The sequence below is a fragment of the Pseudomonas sp. GW821-FHT09D08 genome (genome assembly GCF_059416305.1).
The window spans coordinates 170576-186708 of the sequence record NZ_JBWKOX010000008.1 but is presented as its reverse complement, the minus strand read 5'-3'; the positions used below and the strand labels follow the sequence as shown (position 1 = coordinate 186708).

Annotated in this window: 14 protein-coding genes and 1 pseudogene; 3 read left to right on the top strand and 12 right to left on the bottom strand. The window is 59.9% G+C overall.

All coding sequences use genetic code 11. The features are described from left to right. Nucleotides 1–126 precede the first annotated feature (126 nt). From paaE to paaF, 11 genes and pseudogenes are all read right to left on the bottom strand, one after another. On the bottom strand, nucleotides 127–1203 hold the full coding sequence (gene paaE, locus AC07OP_RS16580; RefSeq protein WP_495101859.1) for a 1,2-phenylacetyl-CoA epoxidase subunit PaaE: 1077 nt from the start codon (nucleotides 1201–1203) through the stop codon (nucleotides 127–129). A 33-nt stretch (nucleotides 1204–1236) separates the two neighbouring features. Further along, a complete protein-coding gene (gene paaD, locus AC07OP_RS16575) occupies nucleotides 1237–1770 on the bottom strand; it encodes a 1,2-phenylacetyl-CoA epoxidase subunit PaaD (protein ID WP_495101860.1) in 534 nt (177 codons plus the stop codon). Further along, complete coding sequence (gene paaC, locus AC07OP_RS16570; protein WP_495101861.1) at nucleotides 1757–2518, bottom strand: 1,2-phenylacetyl-CoA epoxidase subunit PaaC; 762 nt, start codon at nucleotides 2516–2518, stop codon at nucleotides 1757–1759. The genes paaD and paaC overlap by 14 nt, the downstream gene beginning before the upstream one ends. Before the next feature lie 8 nt (nucleotides 2519–2526). Beyond that, nucleotides 2527–2808, bottom strand: a complete 282-nt coding sequence (paaB, locus tag AC07OP_RS16565) for a 1,2-phenylacetyl-CoA epoxidase subunit PaaB (protein ID WP_495101862.1) — start codon at nucleotides 2806–2808, stop codon at nucleotides 2527–2529. Nucleotides 2809–2961: 153 nt separating this feature from the next. Continuing rightward, nucleotides 2962–3951, bottom strand: a complete 990-nt coding sequence (gene paaA, locus AC07OP_RS16560) for a 1,2-phenylacetyl-CoA epoxidase subunit PaaA (protein ID WP_047527409.1) — start codon at nucleotides 3949–3951, stop codon at nucleotides 2962–2964. A gap of 349 nt (nucleotides 3952–4300) precedes the next feature. Continuing rightward, complete coding sequence (gene paaK / locus AC07OP_RS16555) at nucleotides 4301–5626, bottom strand: phenylacetate--CoA ligase PaaK (protein ID WP_495101863.1); 1326 nt, start codon at nucleotides 5624–5626, stop codon at nucleotides 4301–4303. Between the two features lie 99 nt (nucleotides 5627–5725). Continuing rightward, nucleotides 5726–6937 (bottom strand): 3-oxoadipyl-CoA thiolase, encoded by a 1212-nt coding sequence (gene pcaF / locus AC07OP_RS16550; protein WP_495101864.1) that lies wholly within the window; start codon nucleotides 6935–6937, stop codon nucleotides 5726–5728. Next, nucleotides 6930–7309, bottom strand: a pseudogene (locus tag AC07OP_RS16545) (hotdog fold thioesterase). Before AC07OP_RS16545 ends, pcaF begins: the two are co-directional and overlap by 8 nt. Then, the gene (paaH, locus tag AC07OP_RS16540; RefSeq protein ID WP_495101865.1) at nucleotides 7296–8819 is read right to left on the bottom strand and encodes a 3-hydroxyacyl-CoA dehydrogenase PaaH; all 1524 of its coding nucleotides are present in this window, start codon (nucleotides 8817–8819) and stop codon (nucleotides 7296–7298) included. The pseudogene AC07OP_RS16545 and the gene paaH overlap by 14 nt, the downstream one beginning before the upstream one ends. 3 nt (nucleotides 8820–8822) lie before the next feature. Further along, nucleotides 8823–9614: a 2-(1,2-epoxy-1,2-dihydrophenyl)acetyl-CoA isomerase PaaG gene (gene paaG, locus AC07OP_RS16535; protein WP_495101948.1), complete on the bottom strand. Its 792-nt coding sequence runs from the start codon at nucleotides 9612–9614 to the stop codon at nucleotides 8823–8825. Between the two features lie 56 nt (nucleotides 9615–9670). Continuing rightward, nucleotides 9671–10444, bottom strand: a complete 774-nt coding sequence (paaF, locus tag AC07OP_RS16530; protein ID WP_495101866.1) for a 2,3-dehydroadipyl-CoA hydratase PaaF — start codon at nucleotides 10442–10444, stop codon at nucleotides 9671–9673. Between the two features lie 371 nt (nucleotides 10445–10815). Here paaF and paaY point away from each other — a divergent pair, with 371 nt between their 5' ends. From paaY to feaR, 3 genes are all read left to right on the top strand, one after another. Then, complete coding sequence (gene paaY, locus AC07OP_RS16525; protein WP_495101867.1) at nucleotides 10816–11412, top strand: phenylacetic acid degradation protein PaaY; 597 nt, start codon at nucleotides 10816–10818, stop codon at nucleotides 11410–11412. Between the two features lie 86 nt (nucleotides 11413–11498). Then, a complete protein-coding gene (gene paaX, locus AC07OP_RS16520; protein WP_495101868.1) occupies nucleotides 11499–12422 on the top strand; it encodes a phenylacetic acid degradation operon negative regulatory protein PaaX in 924 nt (307 codons plus the stop codon). 103 nt (nucleotides 12423–12525) lie between these two features. Further along, nucleotides 12526–13440, top strand: coding sequence for a transcriptional regulator FeaR (gene feaR / locus AC07OP_RS16515; protein WP_493172280.1), 915 nt, complete (start codon nucleotides 12526–12528; stop codon nucleotides 13438–13440). Nucleotides 13441–13546: 106 nt separating this feature from the next. Here feaR and tynA read toward each other — a convergent pair whose 3' ends face one another. Continuing rightward, a complete protein-coding gene (gene tynA / locus AC07OP_RS16510) occupies nucleotides 13547–15835 on the bottom strand; it encodes a primary-amine oxidase (RefSeq protein WP_495101869.1) in 2289 nt (762 codons plus the stop codon). Between the last annotated feature and the right edge of the window lie 298 nt (nucleotides 15836–16133).

The window sequence follows — 16133 nt, the reverse complement described above, 5'->3', positions numbered from 1 at the left end:
GGGGTGAATCTGGATTGCGGTCGCCTCTGTAGGCGCTGGCTTGCCAGCGAAGGCGGCCTCAAGATCGACGGTGATCTCACTGACCTCTTCGCTGGCAAGCCAGCTCCTACAGTGGGGTGTGGTGCTTTAGAGTTGGTCGAAATCCAGGACGACCTTGTCACTGATCGGGAATGCCTGGCACGACAGCACATAGCCGGCGGCCACTTCGTAATCTTCCAGGGCGTGGTTGCTGTCCATTTCCACTTCGCCTTCGATGACTTTGCATTTGCAGGTCGAGCACACGCCGGCCTTGCACGAATAAGGCAGTTCGGCGCCTTGGGTGTTGCCGGCATCGAGGATGCTTTGCGTGTTGCGCGGCAGGTCGAAGGCCAGGGCGCGACCGTCGCTGATCACGGTGATCTGGCTGACGGCGGCATCCACCTGGCGAGCGGCCTCGCGGGCTTGGCGTTTTTGCGGGCTGCCGGCAGCGGCAAACAGTTCGAAGTGGATGCGTTCAGCCGGCATGCCTTTGGCTTTCAGGCTGTCGCAAACGGTTTCGGTCATCTCCTGCGGGCCGCAGATGAACGCCGCGTCGAGGGCTTTGACGTCGAGCCAGCGGCTGAACAGTTGCTCACACTTCTCGGCGTTGATCCGGCCGTTGTACAGGTCCACATCCTGCTGCTCGCGGCTGAACACGAAGATCAGGTTCAGGCGCTGCAAATAGCGATTTTTCAAGTCTTCAAGTTGCTCGCGAAACAACGCGCCGGAGCTTGAACGGTTGCCATACAGCAGCGTGACGCGGCTGTGCGGTTCGGTTTGCAGGGTGGTCTTGATGATCGACAGGATCGGCGTGATGCCACTGCCCGCCGCCACTGCCAGGTAGTTGCCATGGCGAGTCGGGTCGAGTTCGACATGGAAGTGCCCGGCTGGCGGCATCACTTCCAGGCTGTGCCCGGCTTTCAGCTGTTCGTTGGCAAACGCGGAAAAACGCCCGCCGGCCACACGCTTGATGGCGATGCGCAGTTCACCGTCATTGACCCCGGTGCAGATTGAATAGGAGCGGCGCACTTCTTCGCCGTCCATCTGCGTACGCATCACCAGGTGCTGGCCCTGGGTGAAGTGAAAGCTGTCTTGCAGGTGCTGCGGAATGTCGAAGGCGATGGACACCGCGTCACGGGTCTCGGGGTGCACGTCCTTGATGGTCAGGCTGTGAAATTTACTCATTTTTATTCTCCAGCTGGGACGGCCGATCGCCGCTCAGATGCACTTGAAATAGTCGAACGGTTCCCGGCAATCGCAGCAGCGGTACAACGCCTTGCAGGCGGTGGAGCCGAACTCGCTGAGCACTTCGGTGTGCGTGCTGCCGCATTGCGGGCAGGCGATCACCGGGCTTTCGCCGAGCAGGCTGCGTTTGCTGGTGCTGCCGTCGGGCGGTGCGATGCCATAGGCGCGCAGGCGTTCGCGGCCAATGTCGGTGATCCAGTCGGTGGTCCAGGCCGGGGTCAATTTGCGCTCCAGTTGTGGAGCGCTGAACCCGGCGAGTTCCAGCGCGTCGCGAATATCGCTTTCGATCACTTCGGTGGCGGGGCAGCCGGAGTAGGTCGGTGTGACCACCACGTGCAGATGCCCAGCCTGCCAATCGAGATCGCGAACGATGCCGAGGTCGACCACGCTGACCACCGGCACTTCCGGGTCCATGACCTGCGCCAAGGTCGCCCACGCGGCGGCCAGGTCGGTCGGTTGTGCCGGCCGTGCGCCCTGGTCGCTGGCGATCAGCTCACCAGGTCGCATCGGGGTACGCTCGGGGCAGGAACTGCATCTCGGCCAGCAAAATGCCCAGGTGTTCGGTGTGCAGGCCTTTGCGTGCATTCAGGTAGAAATAGCTCGGCGCGGCGGGCACGGGCAGGGTGGCGCTGGCGAAAATCTCGCTGACTTTGGCTTGCCACGCCGCCGCGACCTGCGCGGTGTCCGGGGTGATGCCGGCCTCGCACAGACGTTGTTCGCTGTCATCGGCGCTGGTCAGTTCGACCGTGAAACGCCACACCTCGGGGATGGCCGCGAGCATGCGTTTGTGGCTTTCCTCGGTGCCGTCACCCAGGCGCTCAACCCACTCGCCGGAGCGACGCAGGTGATAGGTGACTTCCTTCACTGCCTTGGCGGCAATCCCGGCGATTCGCTCGTCAATGGACTGGCTCAGTCCGCTGAGCACTTGCAGGTGCCAGGCGTCATAGAGGAATTGCTTGAGGATGGTCACCGCGTAATCGCCGTTGGGTTGTTCCACCAGCAGCAGGTTGCGATAGGCGCGCTCATCGCGGCGGAACGCCAGGTCGTCGGCGTCGCGCCCGTCGTCCAGCAGTTCGGCGGCGTAGTCCAGCCAGTTGCGTGCCTGGCCGACGAGGTCGAGGCCGACGTTCATCAGCGCCAGCTCTTCTTCCAGCGCCGGGGCCTTGCCGCACCATTGGCACAGGCGCTGGCCCTGGATCAGGGCGCTGTCGCCGAGGCGCAGCAGGTATTCGATCAGATCAGTCTTGTTGTTCATGGTCGACCTCACATGTGCCCGACTTCGGCTGGCAGCTCGTAGAAGCTGGCGTGGCGATAGACCTTGTCGTCCGCCGGGTCGAACAGCTGGTCTTTTTCATCCGGGGAGGAGGCGGTGATCAGCGCCGAAGGCACCACCCACAGGCTCACGCCTTCGCTGCGGCGGGTGTAGAGCTCGCGGGCGTTTTCGATGGCCATGGTGGTGTCGGCGGCATGCACGCTGCCGACATGCTTGTGGTTGAGGCCGTGCTTGCTGCGCACGAAGACTTCAAAAAGGGTCCATTGGGACATGACGTTCACTCCACATCTGTTCGTTGAGTGCTGGCGGGCGGCTCCTGTATGAGCTGGCGTAGCCTGCGATCTTTTGGCGGCTCTGGAATCGCTGAAGATCAGGATCAAAAGATCGCAGTCTTCGGCAGCTCCTACACGGTTTTGTTGGGCCGATCAGGCGGCGTTCTTGTTCTGTTTTTTGCGAGCGTGGGCGACCGCGGCTTCGCGGACCCAGGCACCGTCTTCAATGGCTTTGCGGCGGGTGGCCACTCGTTCCTGGTTGCACGGACCGTTGCCCTTGAGCACTTCGTAGAATTCGCTCCACTGGATTTCGCCGAAGTCGTAATGGCCGCGCTCGGCGTTCCACTTCAGGTCCGGATCGGGGCAGGTGCAGCCCAGCAATTCAAGCTGCGGGATGGTTTGGTCGATGAAGCGCTGGCGCAGTTCGTCGTTGCTCTGGCGCTTGATCTTCCAGGCCATGGATTGGGCGCTGTTCGGCGAGTGTTCGTCGCTCGGGCCGAACATCATCAGCGACGGCCACCACAGGCGGTTGATCGCGTCCTGGACCATGTCTTTTTGCGCCTGATTACCGTGGCGCATCATGGTCAGGAGGATTTCGTAGCCTTGGCGCTGGTGGAAACTTTCTTCCTTGCAGATCCGCACCATGGCCCGGGAGTAGGGGCCGTAAGAGGTGCGCTGCAACACCACCTGATTGACGATCGCCGCACCATCCACCAACCAGCCCACTGCGCCCATGTCGGCCCAGTTCAGCGTCGGGTAATTGAAGATGCTCGAGTACTTGGCCTTGCCGCTGTGCAGCTTGGCGATTTCTTCATCGCGGTCGGCGCCGAGGGTTTCCATGGCGCTGTACAGGTACAGGCCATGGCCGGCTTCGTCCTGAATCTTGGCCATCAATTGCAGTTTGCGTTTGAGCGTTGGCGCGCGGGTGACCCAGTTGCCTTCGGGCAGCATGCCGACGATTTCCGAGTGGGCGTGCTGGGAGATCTGGCGGATCAGGGTTTGACGATAGGCATCAGGCATCCAGTTTTTGGCTTCGATCTTGATTTCTGAATCGATTTTTTCCTGGAAGGCGCGTTCCTGGTCGGACATCTCCGACAGGTCTTTGATGCGCTTTACGCCGGTTTCTACAAGCTGTGCGTACATGGGGGTCTCCCGCCTTGAATCTTATCGAGGGCATGGAGAACTTTATAAGCGATACGGAATTTAATATCAAACAGAAAATATCGTGTCGTATGTGTTTTGTATCGCTTTGGGATGAGTGGTTGAATTGGGGGTTTATCCGTTGCTGCGGTAACGGCCGCTGACGCATTTCCCTGTAGGAGCTGGCTTGCCAGCGAAAAGGCCCGTTCAGGCGATAAATATGTCGACTGTCCCACCGCTTTCGCTGGCAAGCCAGCTCCTACAATTCGGTGTCGTATGGCGGAACCGGGATAACTTAAAAAAAACCCCAAAAAAAAGCCCCGCAAAAGCGGGGCCATAAAGGGTGCAGCAGTCATGCTTTCGGGCGCTTATCCATCACATGACAAGCCTTCCCCTCAGACCGCTTGATCGAATGCACAGGCTGCAAAACGATCCGCGAACTGATCCCGATATACGTCTTGATATGCCGACTCAACTCCGCACAAACCGCCTTCTGCTGGTCATCCCCCAGGTGCTGATGCTCAGCCTTGAGCTCCACATGCACATCCACACTGTCCAGATTCCCATTGCGATACAGATGGATCTCATAACACTCTGAAAGCTGTTTGATTTTCAGCACCTGCTCCTCAATCTGCGTCGGAAACACATTGACCCCGCGAATGATCAGCATGTCATCGCTGCGCCCGGTGATCTTGTCGATCCGCCGCATCGGCCGCGCAGTCCCCGGCAGCAAACGTGTCAGGTCACGGGTGCGATAGCGGATCATCGGCAAGGCTTCTTTACTCAGAGAGGTGAACACCAGTTCACCCATCTGCCCGTCCGGCAGCACTTTACCGGTGACCGGGTCAATGATTTCCGGATAGAAGTGATCTTCCCAAATCGTCGGCCCGTCCTTGGTTTCCGCGCATTCCATGGCCACACCCGGCCCCATGATTTCCGAGAGACCATAAATGTCCAGCGCAGTAATGCCCAAACGGTTCTCGATGGCGCTGCGCAGTTCGGCGGTCCACGGCTCGGCGCCAAAGATGCCCAAACGCAGAGCCAGCTTGTGCGGATCAATGCCCTGACGCTCGATTTCATCGGCGATGTTGAGCATGTACGACGGCGTGACCATGATGATGTCCGGCTGGAAATCCCGGATCAGCTGCACTTGTTTTTCAGTCTGGCCGCCAGACATCGGAATCACCGTGCAGCCCAGGCGTTCGGCACCGTAGTGCGCACCCAGGCCGCCGGTGAACAGGCCGTAGCCATAGGAAATATGCACTTTGTCGCCACGCCGCCCGCCAGCGGCGCGGATCGAACGCGTGACCACGTTGGCCCAGGTGTCGATGTCGTTCTGGGTGTAGCCGACGACGGTCGGTTTGCCGGTGGTGCCGCTGGACGCGTGCAGGCGCACCACGTCGTGCATCGGCACGGCAAACATGCCGTAGGGGTAGTTGTCGCGCAGGTCGGATTTGGTGGTGAAGGGAAACTTCGCCAGATCCTCCAGGCACTTGATGTCATCCGGGTGCACGCCCAGCGCATCGAAGCGTTGACGGTACAGCGGCACGTTGTTGTAGGCGTGGTTCAGGCTCCAGCGCAGGCGTTCCAGCTGGTGTTGACGGAGTTCGTCGATGCTGGCGGTTTCCATCGGGTCCAGCACGGGATCAAGCACGGCTTTGGCAATTGGCATGTTCATAACTTCACTCGAATTATTTTTGTGTTTCAGCCCTTTTGCACAAGGGCTTTGAGTGCATGCCCCAAGGATACCTCTCGGCTCCTCGGGAATCGCGGTTCTTTAGTCGCAGAGGCGCTCGATGATCAGCGCGATGCCCTGGCCGACGCCGATGCACATGGTGCACAAGGCGTAGCGACCCTGACGTTCTTCCAGTTCATGCAGGGCGGTGGTCACCAGCCGTGCGCCACTCATCCCCAGCGGATGGCCGAGGGCAATTGCGCCACCGTTGGGGTTGACCCGCGCATCGGTGTCGCTCAGGCCGAGTTCGCGCAGTACCGCCAGACCTTGCGCGGCAAAGGCTTCGTTGAGTTCGATCACGTCCATGTCCGCGAGACTCAGGTTGGCCAGTTCCAGCACCTTGCGCGTCGCCGAGACCGGGCCGATGCCCATGATGCGTGGTTCAACCCCGGCGGTGGCCATGGCGACGACCCGGCCGCGCGCTTTCAGGCCGTGGCGTTTGGCGACTTCCGGGCTGGCCAGCAACAGTGCGCAAGCGCCGTCATTGACCCCGGACGCATTGCCGGCGGTGATGCTGCCGCCTTCGCGGAATGGTGTGCCGAGCTTCTGCAATTGTTCCAGCGTGGTTTCGCCGCGTGGGTGCTCGTCGTGCTCGACGACTTTGGCCGGGCCTTCGCGCCGGGGGATTTCGACTGCAACGATTTCTTTGGCAAAACGTCCACTGTCCTGGGCTGCGGCGGCTCGCCGCTGGCTGCGCAAAGCAAAGGCATCCTGGTCGGCGCGGGAGATGTTGAACTGCTCGGCGACGTTCTCGGCAGTCTCCGGCATCGAGTCGATGCCGTAGGTTTTTTTCATCAGCGGATTGACGAAACGCCAGCCAATCGTGGTGTCGTAGAGCTGCGCGTCGCGGGAAAACGCTTGCTCGGCCTTGCCCATCACTAGCGGTGCGCGGGACATCGATTCGACGCCGCCGACCAGCATCAGCCCGGCCTCGCCACAGCGAATCGCCCGCGCTGCCGTGCCGATCGCATCCAGCCCGGAACCGCACAAGCGGTTGAGCGTGGTGCCGGGCACGCTGACCGGCAACCCGGCCAGCAGCGCCGACATGCGCGCGACGTTGCGGTTGTCTTCGCCGGCCTGGTTGGCGCAGCCGTAGATCACGTCGTCCACGGCATTCCAGTCGACCTGCGGGTGACGGCGCAGCAGTTCGCGCAGCGGCACCGCGCCGAGGTCGTCGGCGCGCACGCTGCTCAAGGCTCCGGCGTAACGGCCGATCGGGGTCCGCACCGCATCGATAATCAAGGCGTCATTCATTCGGGTTCTCCTGCGTCAGCACAGCGCCGCGCACTTTGTAGGATTTGCCATGGAACAGGGCGATCAGGTGCAATCGGCCGTCAAGGTGTCGCCCAGGCGCGCCGGGGCGATGTAGTCGATGCTGCAACCGATGGCCACCGTGGCCTCGTTGTAGCTGTTGCAGGCAAACGCCGAGTCAGCGAGGGCGAACAGGTAGCCGCCGTGGCAAGTGCCGTGACCCTGAATCATCTCGGCGCGCACGTTCATGCCCACGCGGGCACAGCCGGGCGCCGCCGAGAGCAGGCGCATGCCCATTGCCTGGCTGGCGGCGTCGCGCTTGAACATCGCTTGCGCGCAGGTGCTGGCCAGATTCATTGCTTCATGGTTTGTCATGGAATGTCCTTCCTTCAGCGACCCGACGACGCAATAGCAGCGACGGTCGATAGCGTTCTTCGCCGTAACTGGCTTGCAGGTTTTCCAGCACGGTGAGGATCTGCGAAAGGCAGATGACATCGGCCCAGGCCAGTGGGCCTTGGGGGTAATTGACCCCGGCGCGCATCGCCAGATCGATGTCGGCGGCCGAGGCAACGCCTTGCAGCAGGGCGTCGGCGGCTTCGTTGGCGAGCATGGCGACGGTGCGTAAAACGGCGAGGGCCGGGCTGTCGCTGAGCAGGCTGACTTTGAATCCGGCCCGTTGCAGCAACGCTACGCCTTGTTCGAACGCGGATGGATCGATGCCTGCCGAGCAGCTGATGGCGATCCGACTGGCCTTGCCATAGTCGAGCGCCAGGTCCAGCAGGATCAGATTGCGCAGACCATCCTCATTGGCCCGTTGACTGGCTATACGCCCGTCGCTCAACGCCAGCACGGCGTCGCCGACCCGCAGCAAGCCTTGGCCATCGCGCCGGATTATTTCGACGCCATGTTCGCGCAAGCGGGGAATCAGGTTTTGGGCGATGCCCAGATCGCCTTCCACGACGCAGGTTTCAATGGATTGTTCACTTCTGATGAATGTCGGCTGCGCACGCTCGGCACCGTCGGCATAGCTATAGAAGCCCTGACCGCTTTTTCGTCCCAGCCGCCCGGCGTCTACCAGCTCTTTCTGGATCAGTGACGGCAGGAATCGCGTGTCACCGTAATAGGCGTCGAACACTGAACAGGTCACGGCGTAGTTAACGTCATGGCCAATCAAATCAGTCAACTCGAACGCACCCATGGCAAAACCACCGGCATCGCGCATCAACGCATCGAGGGTCGAGCAATCGGCGGCACCTTCCTGAAGCAGGCGCAGGCTCTCGGCGTAAAACGGCCGGGCCACGCGGTTGACGATGAAACCCGGCGTGGAGCGGGTGTGCACCGGTTTTTTGCCCCAGGCCTTGGCGGTGTCATACAGACACTCGGCCAATGCAGAATCGCTGGCCAGTCCCGAGACGATTTCCACTAGCGCCATGACCGGCGCCGGGTTGAAGAAGTGCAGGCCGAGCAGGCGTTGCGGGTGATTCAGTTGCGCGGCAATGCTGGTAATTGACAGCGAAGAGGTGTTGCTGGCGAGAATGCAGCGCTCGCCGCAGATGCTTTCCAACTGACGGAAGAGGGCGCGTTTGACCTCGAGGTTCTCGACGATGGCTTCGATGATCAGCTCGCAATCGGCCAGCGCTTCGATGGCTTCCACAGCCTGAAGGCGGGCGATGGTTGCAGTGCGTGCTTCGGTCGAGAGCTTGCCGTTTTCGACGCGTTTGCCCAGTTGCCGGTCAATGCCATCGATGGCCTGCGCAGCGGCGCCCGGGCGATTGTCCAGCAACAGCACCGGATGGCCAGCCTGTGCGGCGACCTGCGCAATGCCGGCGCCCATGGCGCCGGCGCCGATCACCGCGATGCGTGCATTGGTGTTCAGTGCAGTCATGGCTCAGAGCCCCTTGAAACTTGGGCTGCGTTTTTCCATGAAAGCGCTGACGCCCTCACGGTAATCCTCGCTGCGCCCGGCCAGGCGTTGCAGGTCCTTTTCCAGCTCCAGCTGCTCGTCGAACGTGTTGCTCAGGCTGGCGTTCAGGCTGCGCTTGATCAGTGCCAGACCATAAGTCGGTTGCGTGGCCAAATGACGGGCAAGCGTCAGGGCTTCACTGCGCAGTTCCGAGTCATCCACGCAGCGGTAAATCAGCCCCCATTGCTCGGCTTGCTCGGCACTCAAGCGATTGCCGAGCAAGGCCAGCGCCTTGGCGCGGGCCATGCCGACCAGGCGCGGCAAGGTCCAGGTGCCGCCGGAATCGGGGATCAGGCCGATTTTGCAGAAGGCTTGGATGAAACTCGACGAACGCGCCGCCAGTACGAGGTCGCAGGCCAGCGGGATATTGGCCCCGGCCCCGGCCGCTACGCCATTGACCGCGCAGATTACCGGCAGCGGCAGGTCGCGCAGTTGGCGGATCAGCGGGTTGTAGAACTTCTCGATGGACTCACCCAGATCCGGCACGGCGCTGCCCGGTGCAACATTGCGGTCGCTGAGGTCTTGCCCGGCGCAGAAGCCGCGACCCTCACCGGTCAGCAGCAAGACGCGCACGTCCGGATTCTGGCGGACCTGTTTCAGCGCTTCCTTCACTTCGCCGTGCATCTGCGCGTTGAAGCTGTTCAGTTGGTCCGGCCGATTGAGGCTGAGCAGGGCGACGCCGGCCTCGATGGAAAACAGGATGTGTTCGAAGTTCATGGTCATGGCGCTCTCTGAGAGGTCGTTCGCTGCTTTTTTATTAGGGGCTGACTGGGTTATTGCCCGATGAAGGTCGGCGTGCGCTTTTCCTGAAAGGCCCGGATGCCTTCATCGCGGTCGCGGGTGCCGGCCAGCACGGTGAAGGCATGGCGTTCGAAGCGCAGGCCGCTAGCCAGGTCGGTGTCCATGGCCTTGAGCAATGATTCCTTGGCCAGACGCACGGCCAGCGGTGCTTTGCCGGTAATGCTGCGGGCGATTTGCAGGGCGCGTTCGACGGTGAATTCCGGTTGGGTCACTTCACTGACCAGGCCGGCACGTTGGGCCTGGCGGGCGTCGATCGCCTCGCCGGTCAGGACCATCTGCATGGCCATGGATTTACCGACGGCGCGCAGCAGGCGTTGGGTGCCACCGGCGCCGGGCATGATCCCGAGATTGATTTCCGGCTGGCCGAAACGGGCGTCTTCGCCAGCAATAATGATGTCGGCGTGCATCGCCAGTTCGCAGCCACCGCCGAGGGCGAAGCCATTGACCGCAGCGATCAGCGGTTTGTTGAAGCGGGTGATGGTCTGCCATGACGCCTGGCGTGGGTCGTTGAGGATGCCGACCAGATTGCGCTCGGCCATTTCCTTGATATCGGCGCCGGCCGCGAAGGCTTTGCGGCTGCCAGTCAGGACCACGGCGCGGGTGTCGGGATCGGTTTGCGCTGCACTCAATTCATCCGCCAGTTCACCGAGCAATTCGGTGGTCAGGGCATTCAGTGCTTGCGGGCGTTGCAGGGTAATCAGGCGGACGCCCGGCTCGAGGAACTCGACAGCAAGTGTTAGAGGCATGGCGGATGCCCTCACGGTGCACGCTCGGCTGTGATGCCAGCTGATTATTGGATCGGCCAGGTGGACCGGTTTTGCCTGAGTATACCTGCAACGTGATACGAAAAAACAATAGTAAAACTGATTTAATGTGTCTTATTGATCGGCAGTGTGTTTTGAGTGTCTGGTTTCATGGAGGCGCCGCTTAGCGGTTTTGTCCCGATTTTATTGGTTTTTATGACGAGTTAAGGGGCGTCGACAGGCGCGCTCGACCATGCAGGATTAAGTGATACGGTTTTTTGTCTTTGTGCTGGTAAAAGTGATGTGATACAAAATGTACTCATATCGGCATCGCTTTGCGAAAACGCCCGGCACTGCGCATAAAGGAACGTCCCATGACCTGCTACAGCCTCGATGGTTTGACCCCGGTGGTCGATCCCACTGCTTACGTTCATCCGTCTGCCGTGCTGATCGGCGACGTGATCATCGGCCCCCATTGCTACGTCGGGCCGCTGGCGAGTTTGCGCGGGGACTTTGGCCGGATCGTGCTGGAGGAGGGCGCCAATCTGCAGGACACCTGCGTGATGCACGGTTTCCCGGACAGCGACACCGTGGTCGAACGCAACGGCCATATCGGTCATGGCGCCGTGCTGCACGGCTGCCGGATCGGCGCCGATGCGCTGGTGGGCATGAATGCCGTGGTGATGGATAACGCGCGCATTGGCCCGCGCTCATTCGTCTCGGCGGCAGCCTTCGTCAAGGCCGGATTCGAATGCGCGAAACAGTCGTTGGTCATGGGCGCCCCGGCCAGCGTCAAACGCACTCTCAGCGATGAAGAAGTGGCGTGGAAGCAGGCGGGCACCCGCGAGTACCAGCAACTGGCCAAGCGTTGCCTTGAGCAGATGCAAATCTGCGAACCCCTGAGCGAACCGGAACCGGACCGCCCGCGTATCAGCGACAGCGGTTTGCGGCCAAAAGTCAACGCCCTGTAAATGCTGAACTAATGTGGGAGCGAGCAAGCCCGCTCCCACAAGGATTTCGGTATATTCCTTTTCTTTTTTTTCAGCTCGGTACGCCCATGTCGTCCCTGACACCGTTAAACCATCTGATCACCCGCTTCCAGGAACAGACACCGATCCGCGCCAGCTCCCTGATCATCACCTTGTACGGCGATGCCATCGAACCCCACGGCGGGACAGTCTGGCTCGGCAGTCTGATCCAGTTGCTCGAGCCAATCGGTATCAACGAACGGCTGATCCGTACCTCGATCTTTCGTCTGACCAAGGAAGGCTGGCTGACCGCCGAGAAAGTCGGTCGCCGTAGCTACTACAGCCTCACCGGCGCCGGTCGGCGCCGCTTCGACAAGGCCTTCAAGCGTGTGTACAGCTCCACAGTGCCGGCGTGGGACGGTTCCTGGTGCCTGGTGATGCTCTCTCAGTTGACGCAGGAAAAGCGCAAACAAGTGCGTGAAGAACTGGAGTGGCAAGGTTTTGGTGCAATTTCGCCGGTGGTACTGGCTTGCCCACGCAGCGACCGTGCTGACGTCAACGCGACCTTGCTCGACTTGGGGGCCCAGGAAGAGACCATCGTTTTTGAAACCACCGCCCAGGATGTGTTGGCGACCAAGGCGCTGCGCATGCAGGTGCGCGAGAGTTGGAGCATTGAGGAGCTGGCAGCCCACTACAGTGAGTTCATTCAGCTGTTTCGCCCGCTCTGGCAAGCGCTTCGCGAGCAAGAGAATCTGCAGCCTTCGGAGTGCTTCCTGGCGCGAATCCTGCTTATTCATGAATATCGAAAGTTGCTGCTGCGCGACCCGCAGTTACCCGATGAGCTATTGCCCGGGGACTGGGAAGGGCGTGCGGCACGGCAGCTGTGCCGCAATATTTACCGGTTGATCTACACCAAGGCCGAAGAGTGGCTGAACAGTGCACTGGAAACGGCCGACGGCCCGCTGCCGGACGTCGGTGAAAGTTTCTATCGGCGTTTTGGCGGGCTTAAATAGCCTGCCATCGTTCAGGGAGTAATCGCTGTTCAGGAGATCCGAAGCGTCCCGATTTATCGTGGATTGGCGTAGATAATAAAAATAAGCCTGCGTGAGACCTGACATGATTTCTACAACTGCACATCGCCGTGATGGGTTTGATCAGTGGATCCATCAGATTAATCAGATATGCGGCGCCTTCAATGCGCAAACCTTGGGTTCTGAGTTTTCCGGCCAGATCCGGGAATACCAAAGCGGCGCGTTGAAGCTCAGTTTTGTCGATGCCTGCCAGGCTCGGCTGTACCGCACACCTCTGGAAGTCGCCGCTGGTGAAGGGGGGAAATACTTTGCGGTATTCCAGCTCGATGGCACTGCCGGTATGGCCCAGGGCGACAATCGGGTTTCACTGTCAGCCGGTGATATCACGCTGATTGACGCTTCACGCCCCAGCGACTTCACCTACAGCGAGAACTCGCGGCAGTTGTCGCTGATTCTGCCGTACCCGTTGGTTGAGCAGACCCTGCGCTTCAATCAAGTCAAGTGCGGTCATCGGATTGCAGCGACTTCACCTATCGCGGTGCTTTCTCGCCACCTGATACTGGATGCCACTCGCCAGAAAAACCTGAGCCAGCAGGAAAGCGAAGCGACCCTGGAGGCTGTTGTCAGCCTGCTGCGCCCGGCTATCAGCCATACCGATGACTGCAGTGATTTGCATGAGCGAATCTTCCGCAAAACCCTCGACTACATTGACGATCATATCCGTTCGGAAGACCTCTGCCCTGAATTGCTGGCGCGGGAAGTCGGCGTATCGATGCGTGGCCTTTATCGGATGTTTGCCAAGAAGGGGCTGGTGGTCGCGCGATACATCAAGAATCGCCGTCTGGATTTGTGCGCTGAATCCCTGCGCCAATCGGGCACGGAGCAGAAACTGTCGGCACTGGGTTATTCGTGGGGTTTTTCCGACTCGAGCTACTTCTCAACGGCGTTCAAATCCCGCTTCGGGATCTCTCCTGGGGAATACCGCAAGCAACACGCTTGAATGCAGTGATGGTCGCTGAACGATTGTTGTGGCATTCGGGGGATGGGCTTTAAATACGTAGTACAAAAAAGGAGGCTCCGCTGGAGCCTCCTTTTTAGTGCTTTGTTTATTTCGGTGCGTTCAAGTGCAACGTGGGTGTTTCATCGAAGAAGTTCCAGGGCTTCAACAGCACATGAACCCACTCAGTCGGCATGATTGGCCACTCTTCGGCCCGGGCGATGTGAGTGGTGCCGGTGGTCAGCCAGACAACATCATCGGCATTTTCGATGGACTGGTTGTCCTTCGTGAACTGCCCCAACCCTGCGTCCTTGTCCGAGCGATTAGGGTACTTGCCTTCCGGGTACTTTTCATCCGAATTGTAACGAGTCACCCAGAGCTGCTTGTCCATGAAGCTCAGGCGGTGATAGAGCCATTCGTCTTTGCCGAAGTTGGCGCCTTTGGCTACCGGGTGAGTACCGCCGGCATAAGGAATCAGCTGGTAGGAAACCGGGTTGCCGACTTTGTTTTCCTTGCTGGAGTTGGTCATCAAGCGAACGGTCGAGGGGTCGAATTTCTGTGCGGCCTGCTGTTCGGTGCTGACCACTTGCTGCACGGTCTGCATCGTACTGGTCCGCGGCCCGCCACGGTCGTTCGGAGCAATCACCGGGTTCACTTCAACCAGTGAGTTGTTCTCACCGTCCACATCCATGTCCAGACGGAAGTTGTAGATGTGTTGGTGGGTGGTGCCTACGATGTTGTGGTCCAGAAGGGTGCCGTAGCGTGTGTCTTCTTTCGCGGTAGCCTCATGCATGTTTTTCGATTTCACACCCTTGACCGCTTCGATACCGGTGGCGCCGGCATCGATGCCGATGGTCCCGTTCTGCTGGAAGACCCAGTCGAAGATGTAGTCATAGTTGCCGACGGTGCTGATCCAGCGCACCACCAGTTCGCGGCGCTCGGTGCTGAGGTTGGGCTGGCCCATCTCCTGGTGTTTGTATTCCGGGCCGGCGTAGCGCTCAAACACGGCCATGGCGCGCGGAATCGAGGTCGGTGCGCCGGTATAGTCGGCAATGGTGGCGTCCAGCAGCACGGCGTTTTCCGGGGCGTCTTTGCCGCGCGCGATCGGTGAGGTCAAGGTGCCCATGCCGTAGTCGCCCGAATCCAGGTAGGCCTTGAAGTACCAGCCGACGTCGGGATCGCCGTAAGGCACGATCATTCCGCCCAGCGAGCCCTCGTACATGATTTTGCGTTTCTTGCCCTTGTCGTCATAGGTGACCGTGGACAGGATCGGGCCGACCCGCGAATCGAGGCGAACGTGAAAGTCCCAGTTCTGCCAATGAATACTGTTGCCGGTAATGGTGTAGTTTTTCCCCTCGGGCTCAATGATCTCCAGCGGCTTGACCTGTGTGCCTTTGCGGCCACGCCCGTCATAGGGTGTTGGCTTCATCGGGACCGGTATGATCGCCTCGTCTTCGATCTTGATCAGTTTTTTTTGCTCCAGGTCGACAATCGCGACCAGGCCCTCGATCGGGTGCGCCCAGTAGTTGCCGTCATCGGTATTGAGGTAGCTGACGATTTTCAGCAGTCTTTTGTCCTGTGCCAGGCCGTCTTTGCCGTCGAAGTAACCGACGGTCAATGGGGTGGCCACGACTTTTTTGACGTCGGTGATGCCGCGCTTGGCCAGTGCTTGCGCGTATTCCGGGCTCGATTCAATGGCCGACTGCACAGTGGCGAAGTCGTCCAGCAAGACCATGCCGTGAGCGCCCTCGACGGGTTTCCAGGACTTGAGTGTCCTGCTGTCGAGATCGACCAGGCCCTCGATTACATGCTTGCCATCGAGCACCACGATATTGGCCTGGCGAGGCTGAGAGACGTTTTGACCGGTATAGACAAAGTTCCAGACCTGATCCTTGGGTGGTTCATTGACGGAAACTTCGGTGAAACGAAAGCCGGGCTTGTAGTTGGCGGAATTTTTGACGATATCCACCGCCGCCTTGATTTCGTCCGCGCTCAGGGGGTTGAGCGGGTTAGGGCGGGTCTCGACGACAAAGGTCTTGTCCAGGCCGGACTGGAATACCTGGTTGATGAAGTCCTTGGACATGAATGCAGTCTTGCCTTTGAACACCACAGGTACGGATAACTCCATTCGCTTGCCGTTGAGCACTGCCACCTTGCTGTCAGGCTTGACCTTTACGTAGGCGCCGTCCTTGGCAATGACGAACAGGTTGGCATAGTTGTCCCATTTGACCGTGGCGCCAAACTCCTCAAGGGTCGATTGCAGAGGCACCATTTCGGCAGCGGCCCCATGGGCTTCTGCATTTGGCAGCCAGCAAGGCAGGCCGAACGTGCCCAAGGTGATGGCCAGCGCGAGTTGAGCAAGCGGTTTTCTTTTTAACAGCGCTACGGACGTGAACATTTCTGAGTTCCTTGAGACGAGCCGAGGACAGGCACGTATGCACTTTGCTACAGCTGGAGGGTGACTTCTTTTTGATTCTTGCCAGAAGCTTTTTGCTCTGTGCCTAAATCAGCTTTCCCGGCTGGTGATCATCAAAGGTGAGAATAGTCGGGACTGAGTTCAAGGAGAAGGCTGCTGTAAAGGTGGCGGGTCCAGCCATCCGAATCCAGATTGGCAGGGATAGAAACCGGTCTGGCACAGACGAAAAATCAAACACGCAATGGCTGATTTAGGCTCTGACTCAAAGCACTGTTGAGTG